This is a genomic window from Halorubrum sp. GN12_10-3_MGM (genome assembly GCF_005435235.1).
GTDB lineage: Archaea > Halobacteriota > Halobacteria > Halobacteriales > Haloferacaceae > Halorubrum > Halorubrum ezzemoulense.
In genome coordinates, this window is the sequence record NZ_SGUB01000003.1 from 135,223 (window position 1) to 151,150 (window position 15,928).

The 15,928-nt window shown below is 71.9% G+C and carries 14 protein-coding genes and 1 tRNA gene; 7 read left to right on the plus strand and 8 right to left on the minus strand.

Translation table 11 applies throughout. The features are described from left to right. Positions 1-117: 117 nt before the first annotated feature. Both EXE47_RS03815 and EXE47_RS03820 read left to right on the plus strand, forming a co-directional pair. Complete coding sequence (locus EXE47_RS03815) at positions 118-948, plus strand: amidohydrolase family protein (RefSeq protein ID WP_049932825.1); 831 nt, start codon at positions 118-120, stop codon at positions 946-948. A 72-nt stretch (positions 949-1,020) separates the two neighbouring features. Next, the gene (locus EXE47_RS03820) at positions 1,021-1,536 is read left to right on the plus strand and encodes a DUF371 domain-containing protein (RefSeq protein WP_049932826.1); all 516 of its coding nucleotides are present in this window, start codon (positions 1,021-1,023) and stop codon (positions 1,534-1,536) included. Positions 1,537-1,567: 31 nt separating this feature from the next. Here the strand turns inward: EXE47_RS03820 and EXE47_RS03825 are convergent, their stop codons facing one another. Then, positions 1,568-2,167: a CoA pyrophosphatase gene (locus EXE47_RS03825; protein ID WP_049932827.1), complete on the minus strand. Its 600-nt coding sequence runs from the start codon at positions 2,165-2,167 to the stop codon at positions 1,568-1,570. 143 nt (positions 2,168-2,310) lie between these two features. Here EXE47_RS03825 and proS point away from each other — a divergent pair, with 143 nt between their 5' ends. From proS to EXE47_RS03840, 3 genes are all read left to right on the plus strand, one after another. Further along, complete coding sequence (proS, locus tag EXE47_RS03830) at positions 2,311-3,786, plus strand: proline--tRNA ligase (RefSeq protein ID WP_089307857.1); 1,476 nt, start codon at positions 2,311-2,313, stop codon at positions 3,784-3,786. A 152-nt stretch (positions 3,787-3,938) separates the two neighbouring features. Next, positions 3,939-5,207: a hypothetical protein gene (locus EXE47_RS03835; protein ID WP_089307858.1), complete on the plus strand. Its 1,269-nt coding sequence runs from the start codon at positions 3,939-3,941 to the stop codon at positions 5,205-5,207. Positions 5,208-5,315: 108 nt separating this feature from the next. Continuing rightward, positions 5,316-6,539, plus strand: coding sequence for a hypothetical protein (locus EXE47_RS03840; protein WP_089307859.1), 1,224 nt, complete (start codon positions 5,316-5,318; stop codon positions 6,537-6,539). A 339-nt stretch (positions 6,540-6,878) separates the two neighbouring features. On the opposite strand, the gene EXE47_RS03850 is transcribed toward EXE47_RS03840, so the two are convergent. From EXE47_RS03850 to btuC, 6 genes are all read right to left on the minus strand, one after another. After that, positions 6,879-6,951, minus strand: a tRNA-Thr gene (locus EXE47_RS03850). A gap of 571 nt (positions 6,952-7,522) precedes the next feature. Then, complete coding sequence (locus EXE47_RS03855) at positions 7,523-7,912, minus strand: peptide ABC transporter ATP-binding protein (protein ID WP_086216236.1); 390 nt, start codon at positions 7,910-7,912, stop codon at positions 7,523-7,525. Beyond that, a complete protein-coding gene (locus EXE47_RS03860) occupies positions 7,899-8,120 on the minus strand; it encodes a hypothetical protein (RefSeq protein WP_049932832.1) in 222 nt (73 codons plus the stop codon). Before EXE47_RS03860 ends, EXE47_RS03855 begins: the two co-directional genes overlap by 14 nt. Before the next feature lie 84 nt (positions 8,121-8,204). Continuing rightward, positions 8,205-9,200, minus strand: a complete 996-nt coding sequence (locus EXE47_RS03865) for a class I SAM-dependent methyltransferase family protein (RefSeq protein ID WP_137708018.1) — start codon at positions 9,198-9,200, stop codon at positions 8,205-8,207. A 75-nt stretch (positions 9,201-9,275) separates the two neighbouring features. Then, positions 9,276-10,448 carry an ATP-binding cassette domain-containing protein gene (locus EXE47_RS03870; protein ID WP_049932837.1) on the minus strand — a complete coding sequence of 391 codons (1,173 nt, stop codon included), beginning with the start codon at positions 10,446-10,448 and terminating at the stop codon, positions 9,276-9,278. A gap of 122 nt (positions 10,449-10,570) precedes the next feature. Beyond that, entirely contained in the window at positions 10,571-11,737 is a 1,167-nt protein-coding gene (gene btuC, locus EXE47_RS03875) for a vitamin B12 ABC transporter permease BtuC (protein ID WP_049932834.1), read from the minus strand. 62 nt (positions 11,738-11,799) lie between these two features. Between btuC and EXE47_RS03880 the strand changes: the two genes are divergently transcribed. Continuing rightward, complete coding sequence (locus tag EXE47_RS03880; protein WP_086216233.1) at positions 11,800-13,080, plus strand: PGF-CTERM-anchored ABC transporter substrate-binding protein; 1,281 nt, start codon at positions 11,800-11,802, stop codon at positions 13,078-13,080. Between the two features lie 32 nt (positions 13,081-13,112). Here the strand turns inward: EXE47_RS03880 and EXE47_RS03885 are convergent, their stop codons facing one another. Beyond that, on the minus strand, positions 13,113-14,360 hold the full coding sequence (locus EXE47_RS03885; RefSeq protein ID WP_137708019.1) for a pyridoxal-phosphate dependent enzyme: 1,248 nt from the start codon (positions 14,358-14,360) through the stop codon (positions 13,113-13,115). A 239-nt stretch (positions 14,361-14,599) separates the two neighbouring features. Here EXE47_RS03885 and EXE47_RS03890 point away from each other — a divergent pair, with 239 nt between their 5' ends. Continuing rightward, the gene (locus EXE47_RS03890; RefSeq protein WP_137708020.1) at positions 14,600-15,922 is read left to right on the plus strand and encodes an NAD(P)/FAD-dependent oxidoreductase; all 1,323 of its coding nucleotides are present in this window, start codon (positions 14,600-14,602) and stop codon (positions 15,920-15,922) included. Positions 15,923-15,928 lie beyond the last annotated feature (6 nt).

Genomic DNA, 15,928 nt, shown 5'->3' on the forward strand with positions numbered 1-15,928 from the left:
AGTCTTCAGCCTTGGCTCCGCGTGCGACGGCGTCGCGTGCCTCGGCCCCCGTCGCCCGCCGCCGTGCGACCGACAGGCACATCCGGATCGCCCGAGACGGACGGGTAGAGAGCGGCCATGCTCGGGCTCGAACACGACTTCCGGATCGTCGACACCCGCGCGACCCTCGACCCCGACGAGTCGTCGGTCGCCACCCACGGGCGGGACATCTCGCCGGAGCGACTGGAACGGGAAATGCTCCAGGCCGGGATCGTCCGCGCGGTCGCGAGCCCCGGCCAGCGCGCCGCCGGGCGGAGCTACCTCCGCGCGAACAACGCGGTCGCGCGCCTGTCGATCGACCGCCCGTTCGTCGCGTTCGCCCGGCTCAACGGCCCCCGCGACCCGGGGACCGGGCCCGTGTCGGTGGTCCGGAACCTCCGCGCCGAGCGCGGCGACCACCACGCCCGGCCGGACGACGTCGAGCAGTACTCCTACGACGACCGCTTCCACGGCTTCACGCTGGCCCCCCACGTCGACGGGCTGCCGAACGAGGACGTGCTGACGCGGCTGGAGGACGCCGACCTCCCACTCTTCGTCCACGCCGGCCGGAAATTCCCGCCCGAGGCGGTCGAGACGGAGCTGCTGGACTACGACCTGCCGGTCGTGCTGGGGAGCTTCGGCGGCTACCCGCTGGACGCCGACCTGATGAACGAGACGCTGGACCTGCTCGACGAGTACGACCGGGTGTACGTCGACACGAGCGCCGTGCGCTACCGAGAGGTGCTCGAACGCGGCGTCTTAGAACACCCCGACCGCGTCCTCTTCGGCTCCGGGGCGCCCGACGTCCACCCGAACGTCGGCGTGATGGAGGTGCTCACGCTCGACGTCTCCGAGGACCTGATGCGTCGCGTGCTGGCGAAGAACCCCGCCCGGCTCGTCCCGGCGCTCGCCGAGGGCGCCGACGTCTGAGGCGGGAGTCCCGGGCTCCGCCTTCGCCGCCGAAGCGACGGCCACTTGTCGCGCCGCGGCCGACCGGCGAGCATGAGCGACGCAGACGCCCCGAGCGAGCCCGCCGCGGGCGACGCCCTCGACGACGGCGAGCGCGACGTCGACGACACCCGCGTCGAAGTCGTCCGCGCGACGGGCCACGAGCACGTCTCCGCCGAGCACGCGAGCACGTTCGAACTCACGACCGACGACTGGCTCACGCCCGCCGGCGACTGTATCGTCGGCGTCGAGGCCGACCGGACCCCCCGAGACTTTTCGGCCGAGTTCCGCGAGGCGTGTCGGGACGCGGACGCGACGATCGAGGCGACGCTCGTCGTCGACGCGGGCGACGAGACGTTCGAGCAGACGATCACCGGCCGAGGCGACCCGGACCTCGCGCTGCTCGACGACCGCTCGATGGTCGGTCGGACGAGCGACTACACGGACGACGAGCGGACGATCCTCGTCGACGGCGACGGCGCCGCCGCCGACCTCGACCGCGACCTCGTCGCCGCGCTGGCCGACGGGGCCGACCTCACGCTGCGGCTCGAAGTCGAGCCCGCCGAGTGACGCGGCCGGCCACGCCGTCGTCCACGAATGGCTAAATCGGGAGCTCGGCGTCCGCCCCGACCACGCGGTCGGGCTCGGCGGGCGCGCGCCAGTCGGTCGTCCGCTCCAGTAGCTGTACCACCATCCGGCCCGTCACGCCCCAGACGGTGTAGCCGCCGACGTGGAAGTAGTGGACGCGGTGGTCGCCGTACTCCGGGTGGTCGACGCGGCGTTCCGACTCGTAGTTCGCGGGGTCGGTGAGCGCGTCGACCGGGAGGACCGCCACCTCCGCGACCTCCGACTCATCCGGGACGTACTCGCGGTCGGGTGCGACGCCGACGAACGGCCGGACCGCGTACTGCGACGAGGTGCGCGTGTCGTCGAGCCGGCCGATCACGTCGACCTCCGACGACCGCATCCCGACCTCCTCGTCGGCCTCGCGCAGCGCGGTGTCCGTCAGCGTCCGGTCGATCGGCTCGCGGCCGCCCCCGGGGAAGCTCATCTGTCCGGGGTGCTCGCCGAGGTGCGCGGCGCGCTTGGTGAACAGCAGGTGGGCGTCGCCGTCGCGCGCGATCACCGGCGCCAACACGGCCGCCTCGCGCCGCCCGGCGAGCGACTGCGGCGCGTGGCGGCGCACCCCCGACAGGTCCATGGGCGACGTAGGCGACGCGAGGCGGTTAACGTTTCCCCGGATTCCATCTGTGCGGGACGTGACCGGGGTACACGTTCGGGGCGGACGCGGCGCTGCGGTCGGGTTCGGACCTTTTAAGCCCGCGACACCCGCTTTCGAGAGTAATGAGCGACGACGACCAAGAGCTCGGGATCACCGAGTCCAAGACGCACAACACGGGCGAGTGGTACGCCGAGGTCGTACGAAAGGCCGGCCTCGCCGACTACGGGCCGGAGGGGATGAGCGGCTTCATCGTCACCCGTCCGCGGGCGTACGCGGTCTGGGAGCGGCTCCAGGGGTTCCTCGACGCGAAGTTCAAGGACACCGGCGTCCAGAACGCCTACTTCCCGATGTTCATCCCCGAGTCGTACCTCGAACGGGAGAAGGACATCGTCGAGGGGTTCGATCCCGAGGTGGCGTGGGTCGACGAGGCGGGCAACAAGGAGCTCGAGGAGCGGCTCGCGGTCCGGCCCACCTCCGAATCGATCATCACGCCGTACATCAGCCAGTGGGTGCGGAGCCACCGCGACCTCCCGCTGCGCGTGAACCAGTGGTGCTCGGTCGTGCGCTGGGAGGCGACAGAGACGAAGCCCTTCTTCCGGACGAAGGAGTTCCTGTGGCAGGAGGGCCACACGGCGCACGCGACCCGCGAGGACGCGTGGGCGGAGACGATGACCCGGCTCGACCAGTACGAGTCCGTCTACGACGACCTGCTGGCGATGCCCGTCCTGAAGGGGCAGAAGCCGGACCACGACAAGTTCCCCGGCGCGGACACGACGACGACCGTCGAGGCGCTGATGCCCGACGGGAAGTCGGTCCAGGCGGGCACCTCCCACCACCTCGGGCAGTCGTTCGCCGAGGCGTTCGACATCACCTACTCGGACGAGGACGAGGAGGAGCGCGTCGCCCACACCACCTCGTGGGGGCTCTCGTGGCGCGCGCTGGGCGCGCTGATCATGACCCACTCCGACGAGCAGGGGCTCGTCTTGCCTCACACGGTCGCGCCCACGCAGGTCGTCGTCGTCCCCATCTGGCAGGAGGACACGAAAGAAGACGTCCTCGACTACGCCGAGGGCGTGGCCGACGACCTCGACGATGCCGGGATCCGGGTCGAGCTCGACGACCGCGACGAGCGCAACCCCGGGTTCAAGTTCAACGAACACGAGCTCAACGGGATCCCTCTCCGGATCGAGATCGGTCCCCACGAGGTCGACGACGAGGAGCTCACGCTGGTCCACCGGCCCGACGGCGAGAGCGTCGAGGTCGACCGCGAGGCCGTCGCCGAGACCGTCCGCGACCAGTTCGACGAGATATACGCCAAGCTGTACGCGACCGCGGAGGAGACCCTCGACAACGGCGTGCGCGAGGCCGACGACCGCGCCGAGATCCTCGGCACGCTCGGCCAGCACGGCGGCTACGTGAAGGCGCCGTGGTGCGGCGACGAGGCCTGCGAGGAGCCGATCAAGGAACCGATGGCCGCCGAGATCGTGATGGTCCCGTTCGACGACGAGGACCCCCTCGCCGACGGGGACCACGAGGAGACGTGCGCGATGTGCGACGACGCCGCCGAGCGGACGGCGTACTTCGCGAAGACGTACTGAGTCGCGACGGCGCGTCCTCCGCGGAGGCGACCCGCAGTTGTCACTCGTTTTTGAGGAATCGAGCCGTCCCGGTCTCGTCGGGCGATTAATCCGCGTTGATCCGGCTTAACGGAGTTCCGGATATATACGATCGGAGGGCGTAGACGCTGGTAATGAACCGCTGGATTGCGAGTCTCGTCGTCGCGGCCGTCGCCGCGGCCCTGATCGTCGGAGCCGCCGCCGCCGCGCCGGCGGGCATGGTGACCGCACAGACCGACCCGGGGAACGGGAGCGGTGCGGACTCGGGCGCCGAGAGCGCGAGCGGCGCGAACGCGACGGGCGACCTCAGTCCCGGCGAGCGGCTCGCCGGCGTCGTCGGCGTTCAGGGCGCGGAGATCGAGGGCGAGGTCGAATCGCGAGCGTTCGAGGTCGCGCTCCGGGAGTCCGAGACCAACGAGAGCCGCGCCGCCGTCGTCGCGGAGCGGCTGAACCGGACCGCGGAGCGCCTCGCGGAGCTGGAACAGCGACAGGACGAGCTCCGCGAGCGCCGCGAGGCCGGGGAGCTGAGTCAGGGCGCGTACGCCGCGCGGATGGCGACGACGACCGCGCGGATCGAGACGCTCTCGCGGGGGCTGAACCGGAGCGCGAGCGCGGCCGCCGAACTCCCCGCCGCCGTCCGGAACGAGACGGGCGTCGACAACGAGCGGCTGGCGACGCTGCGCGAGCGCGCGAACGAACTCAGCGGCCCCGAGGTCGCCGCCATCGCCCGCGGCGTGGCGGGCAAAGACGTCGGCGGACCGGTCGCCCCCGGGCGGCGCGGCCCGCCGGGCAACGGGACCGCACGCGGCCCGCCCGTCGACGCCGGCTCACCCGGGATGGGGCGGCCCGGAGGGGATTCGGGAAATCGATCGGCCGGGTCGCCGGGAGCGAGCTCGGGGAACGGATCGATGGGAGCGCCCGGGGCCGGTTCGGGGAAAGGTCCGGGCGGTGAGCCCGGTAACGGGTCCGTCGGACCGCCGGCGTCGGGGAGCGCGAACGGGACCGGAGCCGTCGCCGCGGACGGCCCGAACCGGTCCGACCCCCCGGGATCCGGCACCGCGACCGGCGGCGGAGCCGGCAACGCGTCGACCGGCGGTCCGACTGACCCGGGGAGCGAACCCGGGAGTGAAAGCGGGCCGAGCGATGACGCCTCCGACGGAAACGGTTCAAGCGATGGCGCCTCCGACGGAAACGGTTCAAGCGATGACGCCTCCGACGGAGACAGTTCAAGCGATGGCTCCCCTGACGGAGGCAGTTCGAGCAAGCATAGCTCTGACGGAGGCAGTTCGAGCGGCGCCTCCGACGGAAACGGTCCGAGCGGCGGCCCCGACGGAAACAGTTCGAGCGGCGGCGCGGGCGCCCCGCCGACGACCGTCAGCAGTCCGTCTCGCCTCGATGCGTGAAGTCGGTGGCGCCGTGAACCCGCACACACCCGCCGCCCCGCTGGCGGCGGCACCGCGTAACCGTTCCGCATGGGAAGGAATTTACCGGCTCTCCGTGTGGCGTAGGACGTGAAGCGAGCGCCGGTCCTCCTCGCCGTCGTCGCACTCCTCGGGGCCGTCGGTCTCGCCCTCGCCGCCGGCGGCGCGGGCGCGGTCCCGTTCGAGGGCGGCTTCGCACAGATGGACGTCGAACCGGACGACGTGTCGATGGCGGTCGCCGTCCAACCGGACGGCGACGCGCAATGGACCGTCGAGTACCGGATCCGGCTCGGCACCGACGAGGAGGAGCGGGCGTTCGAGCAGCTTCGCGCCGACGTGGAGAACGACACGGACGCGTACACGGCCCGGTTCCGCGACCGGATGGCCTCGACCGCGGCGACCGCCGAGTCGGCGACAGGGCGCAACATGACCGTGTCGAACGCGACCGTCACCGCCGAGCGGCGCGAACTCCCGCAGGCGTACGGCGTGTTGACCTACCGGTTCGAGTGGACGAACTTCGCCGCCGTCGACGGCGACCGGCTGCGCGTCGGCGACGCGGTCGACGGGCTGTTCCTCGACGGCTCCTCGTCGCTCATCGTCTCGTGGCCGGACGGGTATCGCCTCGGAGAGACGACGCCGGAGCCGAGCGAGGTCCGGGAGGAGTCCGTCGTCTGGAACGGTCCGGTCGACTTCTCGGCCGGCCAACCGCGGATCGCGGTCGCACCCGCCGGGCCGCTCTCGGGGGTGCCGACCGCCGGGCTCGTCGCTCTCTTCGCCGTGCTCGTCGTCGCCGGAACAACCGCCTATCGGCGGCGCAACGCCGGGGACGACGGCGGAGAGGGAGTCGTCGCGACCGACACGGCGGTCGGAAGCGAGACCGCCGGGAGCGAGACTGCCGCGAGTGACGGGACTGCCGCAAGCGGCAAGTCGGGACTCGGCGGAGACGGCGACGCGGACACCTCCGGTGAGAGCGACGACGAGGCGGACGCGGCGCCGACCGTCGACAGCGACCTGTTGAGCAACGAGGAGCAGGTGCTTCGCCTCATCGAGTCACAGGGCGGTCGGATGAAACAGAAGCAGGTGGCCGAGGAGCTGGACTGGACCGCCGCGAAGACGAGTCAGGTGGTGACGGGGCTCCGCGACGAGGGCGACCTCGACGGCTTCCGGCTGGGGCGGGAGAACGTCCTCTCGCTGCCGGAGTTCGAGCCGGACGGGGATGCGAGCGGCGAGGACGCGGAGAGCGAGGTTGGCGACGACGCCGGGGGAAGCGACGCCGACGGAGGCGACGGGAACGACGCCGCCGGGAGCGACTGATCGGATCGACGACGGGCCGAGACCGGGCGGTGACAGATCCGGCTACAGATCCCGGGAACGGCCGATATGACACAGTTCACCGCCACACTCGCACTCGCCCGGCGAGTCCGTTCGCCGACCGCATTTGAAACACTCGTACACTTCTTCGCCGTGATGCTCGTATTCTGGTCGCATATCTGCGCATACGGCTCCATGGTACATAGGCACACACCTAATATTCTTTTGATAATATAAATCTGATATCGCACAGCGGTGACGGAACGATCAGAAAGAGGCCGATCACGGAGGACGACGGCGCGCACGGCCGCGGCTCTCGGTCGGAAGACGATTCGGTAGAAGAGCCGGAGGAGGGATTTGAACCCTCGACCTATTCCTTACGAAGGAATCGCTCTGCCAGCTGAGCTACCCCGGCGCTCATCACACAATTCCCGGACGGAAAAATAAGGGTTCCGAAACGGGGACGCAACGGGGACGCGGCGGGAGCCGAGCCGCGCGCTGGAAGCGACGCGCGCGCCCGATACGAATAAGACGAACGTCACAATCGTTCCCATATTACATCTATAAACACACAGGAAACCAGAACACAATACAATTGTATAAGGAAAAAGACTAAATACTCGTTCGGACTTCAATTTGAATGTGCTGACACCGTCCGCGTGCCGAGACGGCGGGGATCGAATCCCTCGGCGGTGCGTGCCCGGTCGGAGCCCGTACCGGGCGGCAAGGGTCTCGTCGGTCGTCTCCCCAACCGCGACTCGGCGCGGCCGTCATCCCCAGTAGCGTTCCGCCGCGGCTACCGTGTGAAACGCGTCACCGACGCGCCAAGCGCAAAATCGCCTCTGGTCCGCCGACCGTCGCCGCGGCCGCTTGTCATGTGACGGGCCCCGGCCGCTCCGCCCCGACCCCCCTCGGGGCGGCGCGGCGTTTTCGCTGTCTCGACGACGGATCGCGAGCGGCGCCGCCGCTCTCCGTCCCGTTCGACGCTACGCGAACAGCCGCCGCGCGCGGCGCACCGCGGCGGAAAGGCCGCCGTATCCGGCGCCGACGACCCCCGCGAGGCGCACCTCGGCGGGCGCGACGCCGAGGCGGTGTGAGACCGGACCGGGGCGCGCGTCGGCGCCCGCGATCGCGACCGTTCGTCCGCGGACCCTGACCTCGGCGGTGAGGTCCCCCAGTCGCAGTTCCCTGACCGCGAGGTCCGAGGCAGCGTCGCCCGGGAGGCGGCGGGCGACGCGGAGGGCGTCACCGACGCTCTCTACTTCGAGGAACAGGCGCCGCTCGGTAGCGTGGACCGACACATCGACCCCGTCGACGGAGAGCGTCAGGTCGTCGGTCTCGACTGCGAGGGCGGCGTGAGACTCAGTCCCGCTCACGGGTCGTGACGCGGACGCCGCCGTCGACGCGCCACTCGGCGTGTTCGACGTCGTCTCCCGTCCCACTCGGCACCTCGACGGTCATGTCCTCGAACTGGTAGTGTATCTCGGCGTTTCGACCGGTCAAGCGGTCGTAGAGCCCCATCGCCAGCTCCGGCCACGTGGTCGTCTCGTCGATTCGCTCTTCGGGGTCTGCGGCGTCGCTCATACGAAGACATGTTAGATAGTTACACTCATAAGTATATTCCCTGACGTGTCTGCCTCGGTTCGTCGGGCGCGCGGAGCGGCCGGATCAGTCGGCGTCGCGCGTCAGGCGAGCGTCGAGACAGACGTTGTGCTCGTGGGGGGCGTACGACCGGACGACCCGCTCGGTCTCGACGGTGACCGCGTAGTCGTCGCCCGCGGCCGCCTCGATCGCGCGCCGCCCCTGGCCGAACGGGTCGTCCTCGTGTTGGATGTCGTAGTAGTGGATCACGCAGTCGTCGCCGGCGAGCGCGACGGCGGTGTCCAAGAACTCGTCCGCGGAGTGGGGGAGGTTCATCACGAGGCGTTCGGCGGTGTCCGCGTGGGAGTCGGCGAGGTCGCGCACGTCGCCGCTGATCGCGGTCACCCGGTCGGCGACCCCGTTGCGCGCGGCGTTCTCGCGGAGGTACTCGACCGCGCGCTCGTTGAGATCGCAGGCGACCACGTCGGCGCCGCGGGACGCCATAGGTACCGCGTACGGGCCCACGCCGGCGAACATATCGATCGCCGACTCTCCGGGGTCGACCTGCTCGGCCACGCGGTGACGCTCGGTCGCGAGCCGCGGGGAGAAGTACACCGCGGCGACGTCGAGCGCGAACTCGTGGCCGTACTCGCGGTGGACCGTCTCCGTGTCGTCGCCGACCAGCACGTCCCAAGAGCGGACCCGCAACTCGCCCTCGATCGGCGACGCGCGGTTGAGGACCGTCTCGCAAGGCACGTCGGAGGCCGCGACGGCGTCGGCGATCTCGCGGGCGCGCTCGTCGTCGTCCTCGTCGACGATGACGATGTCACCGAGCCGCTCGATAGAGGGCTCGTATCCCAGGATGTCGGCGGGCGTCGTGGGGCGGTCCCGTCGCTCGGCGTCGCGCTCGACGATCCGGTCGGCGAACGCAGCGGGCACTAGTTCGCGGTCCGCGACGGGGATGTAGATCGTCTCGCCGTCGACGGCGATCTGGTGGTCGCCGTCGAGGGCGTCGGCGTCGGCGAGCCGGCTCCGGACGGTCTCGCCGCGCTCGCGGGCGACGGCGACGCAGGGCACGCTCATCGTCGGAGGGACGCGGTCGAGCGAATAAACGGTGACGCTTCGCGGGCCGGACGGCGGGGACCCGAGCGGTCGGAGTCACTCCGCCGGCTCGGCACCGCTCGCGGCCGCGACGGCGTCGAGCAGCTCCGCGTCGTCGACGTCGTCGGCGACGGGGACGACGCGGTCCGCGGCCGCCGCGACCTCGGCGTTCGGGCCGTTCGCGGTCGGGGCGACGCCGCCGTCCGCCGCGACCACGAGCGTCGCGTCGGCGTCGGCCGCGAGGTCGCGCGCCGCAGCGAGCGCCTCCGGGGAGGGGTCCTCGAATGGGGGCGCCGTCACCGCTGTCGCGCCCGCGTCCGCGGCGGCGCCGGCGGCCGCGTCTCCCTCGGGGACTACGCCGACGGAGGGCTCGTGGCCCGCGGCGGCCAGCCGGGCGACGACGCGCGCGCCCGACCGCCCCGAGCCGATCACGTGGACGCTGCGCGGGTCGGCGTCGCTCTCCGGGAACGCAGTGACCGCGGGCGTCCCGGTGGCCGGGTTGCGACCGACGAACGCCTCGGCGTCGAAGGCCGCGCCGACGGCGGACGCCGATAGCACCGACTCGGGCGGCCCGGCGGCCTGAACCCCGCCGTTCGCGATGACGACCACCTCGTCGCAGTAGCGGGCCGCGGCGTCGAGGTCGTGGATCGCGGCGATCGCTCCCCGGTCGCCGCCGTCGACGAACTCGCGGACCAGTTCGAGCGTCTCGACCGCGTGGTGTACGTCGAGGCTGGCGGTCGGCTCGTCGAGGAGGAGGAGCGGCGCCGCCTGCGCCAGCGCCCGCGCGAGCAGCACGCGCTGGCGCTCGCCGCCCGAGACCTCGGTGATCGACCGGTCGGCGAAGCGCTCGACGTCGGCGGCCGCCATCGCGGCGTCGACCGCGGCGTCGTCCTCGGTCCCGTGCGCGTCGAAGCGCCCGAGGTGGGGCGTCCGACCCATCTCGACGACGTGGCGCACCCGGAAGTCGAACGAGAGGTTCGTCGTCTGCGGGACGCTCGCGACGCGCCGACCGACCTCACGGGCCGACAGCGACGACGCCGGGTCGCCGCCGAGGCGCACGGTCCCGGCGTCCGGCTCGACCGCGCCGGTCACCGCGCGCAGCACGGTGGTCTTCCCGGCGCCGTTGGGCCCGACGAGGCCGACGAGCGAGCCGGGCTCGACCCGGAGGTCGACGCCGGAGACGACGTCGAGGTCGCCGAACGAGACGGCCACGTCCGCGGCCGACAGCAGCGGCGCGTCGCCGAACGAGAGCGCCGTGTCGGGGAGGGCCTCGGAACCGTCGCCGCCGCCCGCGGCCGACTCCGCCGCGTCGGCCGCGCCCGTCGTCTCGGCGTCGACGGTGGGATCCGCACTCACAGCTCCGTCACCTCCCGGGTCACGAGCAGGTAGACGAAGAATGGCGCGCCGACCGCGGCGGTGATGATCCCGACCGGGTACTCCGCGGCCGCGGAGCGCGCGACGGTGTCGGCCGCGACGAGGAACGTGCCGCCCGCGAGTGCCGCGGTCGGGAGCAGCGTCCGGTGGTCGGGCCCGACGACGAGCCGGAGCATGTGGGGGACGATGAGACCGACGAACCCGATCACGCCGGCGAACGCGACCCCGGCGGCCGTGACGAGCGCCGAGGCGGCGAGCAACACCCGCTTCGTGCGCTCAACCGCGATCCCCAGCCCCCGTGCCTCCTCCTCGCCGAGCAGGAGGACGTTGAGGTCGCGGGCGTACGCGAGCAGCAGGAGGAACAGCGGCGGCACGACGGCGGCGGTGACGGCCACCTCGCTCCACGCCGCGCCCGAGAGGTGGCCCATCAGCCACGCGACGATCTGCCGGAGCGACTCCCCCGCTTGGAGCTGGAGGTAGGAGACGACCGCGCCGAGGAACGTCTGGACCGCGACGCCGGCGAGCAGGAGGGTAGCGACGGGAGTCCGGCCGTTCCGGGTCGCGATGGCGTACACGCCGAAGGCGGCGACCAGCGCGCCGACGAACGCGAAGAGGCTCGTCCCCGCGCCCCGCGAGAGCGCGACCTCGACGGGGCCGACGAGCGGGAGCGCGACGGTCGCGGAGAGCGCGGCGGGGAAGACGATGAACGCCACCGCGCCGACCGCCGCGCCCGACGAGACGCCGATGATCGACGGGTCGGCCATCGGGTTTCGGAAGAACCCCTGCATCACCGTGCCGGCGGCCGCGAGCGCGAAGCCGACGAGCGCGGCGAGCAGGATCCGCGGGAGCCGCACGCCCACGACGATCCGCTGGTGGACGGAGTCGACGGGGAACGCGAACGGCGACGCGAACGCGAGGTCGACGCCGGGGAGCGTGAGGGGACCGACGCCGGGGACCGGCAACGGGCCGACGCCGCTCGCGCTCGCTTCGATTCCGGACGGCACCGCGAGCGCGTTCAACACCGACTTCACCACCGTCTCAGGCGGGATACGGACGGGACCGATCGCGGCGCTGACGACGACGACGACCGCCAGCAGCGCGGCTATCGCCGCCGACCACGCCGCCGAGCGGGCCCAAGGTCGCATGCGTTCTCCAACACAACTTGTAGTAGATAAATACTTATTGGACGAGTCCGGTCCTCAATTCGATGCGAAATAGCTTCGCAATCGCGATGGCCGCGTTGGTGGCGACCGCCCTGATCGGCGGCGTCGCCGGGACCGCCGCGGGCGCACAGCCGACAATAGCGACGGACAGACCGAGCGCGAGCGCGCAGTTGACCGGGGGCGCGCAACCGGCTGCGGGCGCGCAATCGGCTGCGGGCACACAGCCGGCGGTCGGGTCCGCGGCCGGGGCGGGGGCCGCCCCCGCACAGACCGACGGCGCCTGCGGCTTCCCGCTCAATGCGACCGACGCGACCGGGACCACGATAACGCTGGAGGAGCGTCCCGAGCGGATCACGACGCTCAACCCGTCGGCCGCGCAGACGCTGTGGGAGCTCGGCGAACAGGACCGCGTCGTCGGCGTGAGCCGGTTCGCGCTCTACCTCGACGGCGCCGAGGAGCGTGCGAACGTCTCGGCCGAGTTCGGCGCGAGCGTCGAGCGCGTCGTCGACACCGAGCCCGACCTCGTGCTGGCGCCGAACTCCTCGGCCGCCGACGTGGGGCCGCTCCGCGAGCAGGGGCTCAAAGTGTACCACTTCCCGGCCGCGACCTCGATCGACGACATCGCCGAGAAGACGGAGACGATCGGTCGGCTCGTCGGCGCGTGCGACGCCGCGAGCGAGACGAACGAGGAGATGTACGACGCGGTCGACGCGGCGGAGAACCGGACCGCCGGCGTCGACCGCCCGGCCGCGCTCTACCCGCTTGGCGGCGGCTACGTCGCCGCGAACAACACCTTCATCGACGCGATCATGAACGTCGGGGGCGCCGACAACGTCGCCGCGGAGTACGAGGCGTATCCGCAGCTCTCCGACGAGGTGATCCTCCAGACGGACCCCGAGCTAATCCTGGTCACCGACCCCGAGGCCGCGATCTTGGCGGAGGAGCCGTACGCCAGCACGACCGCTGGCGTCGAGGAGAACTACGTCGTGATGAACGTGGACTACCTCAACCAGCCCGCGCCGCGCAGCGTGATCCGGTCGACGACGACGCTGTCGAACGCGGTGGTCGAGCTACAGGAGGAGGGCAGCGAGTCGACGGACGGCACCGAGAGCGGCGAGTCGTCGGACGACGGCTCCTCCGACGGCGACTCGTCCGGGAGCGATGATACGTCGGACGGCGGCGACTCCTCGACCGACGGCATGGACGGAAACGAGACGGACGCGGGCGGCAGCGACGGCGACACGGGCGCGGAGGTCCCCGGATTTGGTGTCGTCGCGGCCGCGATCGCGCTGCTCGCCACTGGCCTGCTCGCGCGGCGCGATTGAATCGAATCGGTCGCTGACCGCCGGTTCCGTTTCTAAATCCCTTGTCCCATCAGGTGGCTGCGGAGGACGTCGGGCGTCTTCAGCCCGGCGTCGCTGTTGAGGAGCACGACGGTCTCGTCGCCGTCGAAGAAGCCCTCCTCGGCGAGCGCCCACGCGCCGGCGGGGGCCGCGCCGCCCGTCGCGCCCATCTCGACGACCTCGTTCTGCGCCACGGCGACCGCGCTCGCGAGGATGTCGTCGTCGTCGACGCCGACCGCGGTCCCGCCGCTCTCGGTGACCGCCTCGACTGCCGCGGCGCCGCCCGCGGGGTCCGGAATCTCCAGTTCGCCGCAGATTGTGTCGGGCGTCGACCACGGTTCGGGCTCGTCGAGGCCGCGCTCGACGGCGGCCGCGATCGGCGCGCAGCCGGACGCCTGCGCGGCGACGACCTTCGGGGTGTCATCGACCGCGCCGATCCGGGCCAGCTCGGCGAACCCCTTGTTGACGCCGGCGACGACCTCGCCGGATCCGGTCGGGACGACGACCACGTCGGGGGTGTCACCGAGATCGGCGACGAGCTCGAACGCGATCGTCTTCGCGCCCTCGTGGCGGTACGGCGTGGCGAACTCGCCGAGGTCGGTGTAGTCGGTCGCGAGCTGCTCGTCGACCGCGTCGGCCGCGTCGGGGAAGCGCCCGCCGACGACACGCATCTCGCCGCCGTGGACGTTCGTCATCGACTTGTTCGAGAAGGCGCACCGCGAGGGGACGAACGCGTACGACCGCAGGTCCGCCCGGCCCGCGTACGCCGCCATCGATTGCCCGGCGTTCCCCGGGCTCGCGCAGACGAGCGGCTCCACGTCGCCGCCGGCGGCGGCCCGGGCCGCCACCGCGGTCGTCGCGAGCGAGAGGCCGCGGTCGAGGACGGTCCCCGTCGGGTTGCGCCCCTCGTCTTTGACGTACACCGCGTCGACGTCGAGCTCGTCCGCGAGCCGGTCGGTGGCCACGAGCGGCGTCCCGCCCTCCCCCGCGGTGAGCGCGCCGTCGGCCGGGAACGGGAGCAGGGCGTCGAAGCGCCAGTGGCCGCGCGCGGTCGCGGGCGCGATCCGCGCGTCGCCGCTCGCGCCGCGGGCCGCCGGGTCGAAGAGGTCGTCGGGGTCGACGGCGTCGTAGTCGTAGACCGGGTCGAGTCCGCGCGCCCGCTCGTCGTCGTCGATGGCCGCCGCGTCGGCGGTCTCGTGGACGCGTCCCGACGCCCGACTCTCCAGCCCGCGAAACGCCGGCGTGGTCTCGAAGTCTGCCATACCGAACCTTGCGGCGGCGGCGACTAATCGCTTCGCACTCGGGTGCGGATGACCGTCTCGACGAGACCCCGAATCGCGGTGGCGCGAGGCGCTGTGCGGTCGCCGTCGGGAGGGGCTTCGGAGTGGACTGTGTCGATCAGCGATTTATCAGAAGCAACGCGGCCGAGCGGCTGTGGCTTCGCCAATCGAATCGCCTCGACCCGCCGCCGCTTATAAACCCGCGACCCGATACAGCACATATGAACGGAGACGCCACGGTCGTCGGCGGCGGGCTCGCGGGGCTCGTCGCGGCGACCCGACTCGCGGAGGCGGGCGCGGACGTGACGCTGTACGAGCGACGCCCCGAGGTCGGCGGGCGCGTGCGGACGGAGACGGTCGACGGGTTCACCGTCGACCGCGGCTTCCAAGTCCTCTTCTCGAGCTACCCCGCCGTCGAGCGCGAACTGGGCGCCGACGGGCTCGACGACCTCGACCTCCGGACGTTCGCGCCCGGTGCGACGATCTGCCGCCCGGGCTCGCGCTCGACGCTCGGCGACCCCCTCCGCGACCCGCTGTCCGCGATTCCCTCGCTTTTGAACGACGAGGTCTCCTTCTCCGACAAGCTCCGGACGCTCGCGCTGCGGTACGACCTCGGAAACCGCGACGAGGGCGAGTTCTTCGCCGGGCGCGACGCCCCGATCCGCGAGTACCTCCGCGACTGGGGGTTCGCCGACGACTACGTCGAGAACTTCGTCGAGCCGTTCTACGGCGGGATCACCTTAGACCGGAGCCTCTCGACCTCGAAGCACGTCTTCGAGTACACGTTCCGCGCGATGGGCCGTGGGTCGATCGGCGTCCCCGCCGAGGGGATGGCCGCGCTCCCCGCCGCGCTCGCCGACCGCGCCCGCGAGGCGGGCGTCGATATCGAGACCGGCGGGGACGTGGAGGCGGTCCGGATCGCCGGAGGGGGCCGGATTCCCTTCCGAACCGGAGCCGCCGACGCGGACGGTGCGACCGTGGAACTCGCGGACGGTACGACGCGCGAGACGGACGCGGTCGTCGTCGCGACCTCGCCGCCGGAGGCCCGGCGGCTCACCGGCGTCGAGTCGGTCCCGACCGAGGGCGTGCCGAACGTGACCGGGTGGTTCGCGCTCCCCGCGGGCGAGTCGTTCGAGACGGGCGGCCGGATCCTCCTCAACGCAGCCGACGAGTCGCCGAACGCGGTGGTCCCGATGTCGGAGGTCGCGCCCGAGTACGCGCCCGGCGACCGCGCGCTCCTCGCGGCGACGTTCCTCGGGCAGGAGTCGCTCGACCGCGACGAGCGCGACCTCCGCGACGACGTTCGGGACGCGCTGGACGCGTGGTTCCCCGACCGCGACTTTGGCGGCTTGGAGACCCTCGACGTCCACCGGATCCGGTTCGCGCAGTTCGCGCAGCCGCCGGGCGTCCACGCCGACCTCCCGAAGCCGGACGACCCCGAGGGCCCGGTCGTCCTCGCCGGCGACTACACGGAGTGGTCGTCGATCCAAGGCGCCCTAGAGAGCGGCCGGAAGGCGGCGAACGCGGCGGGCGGGCACCTGTAGCCGGCC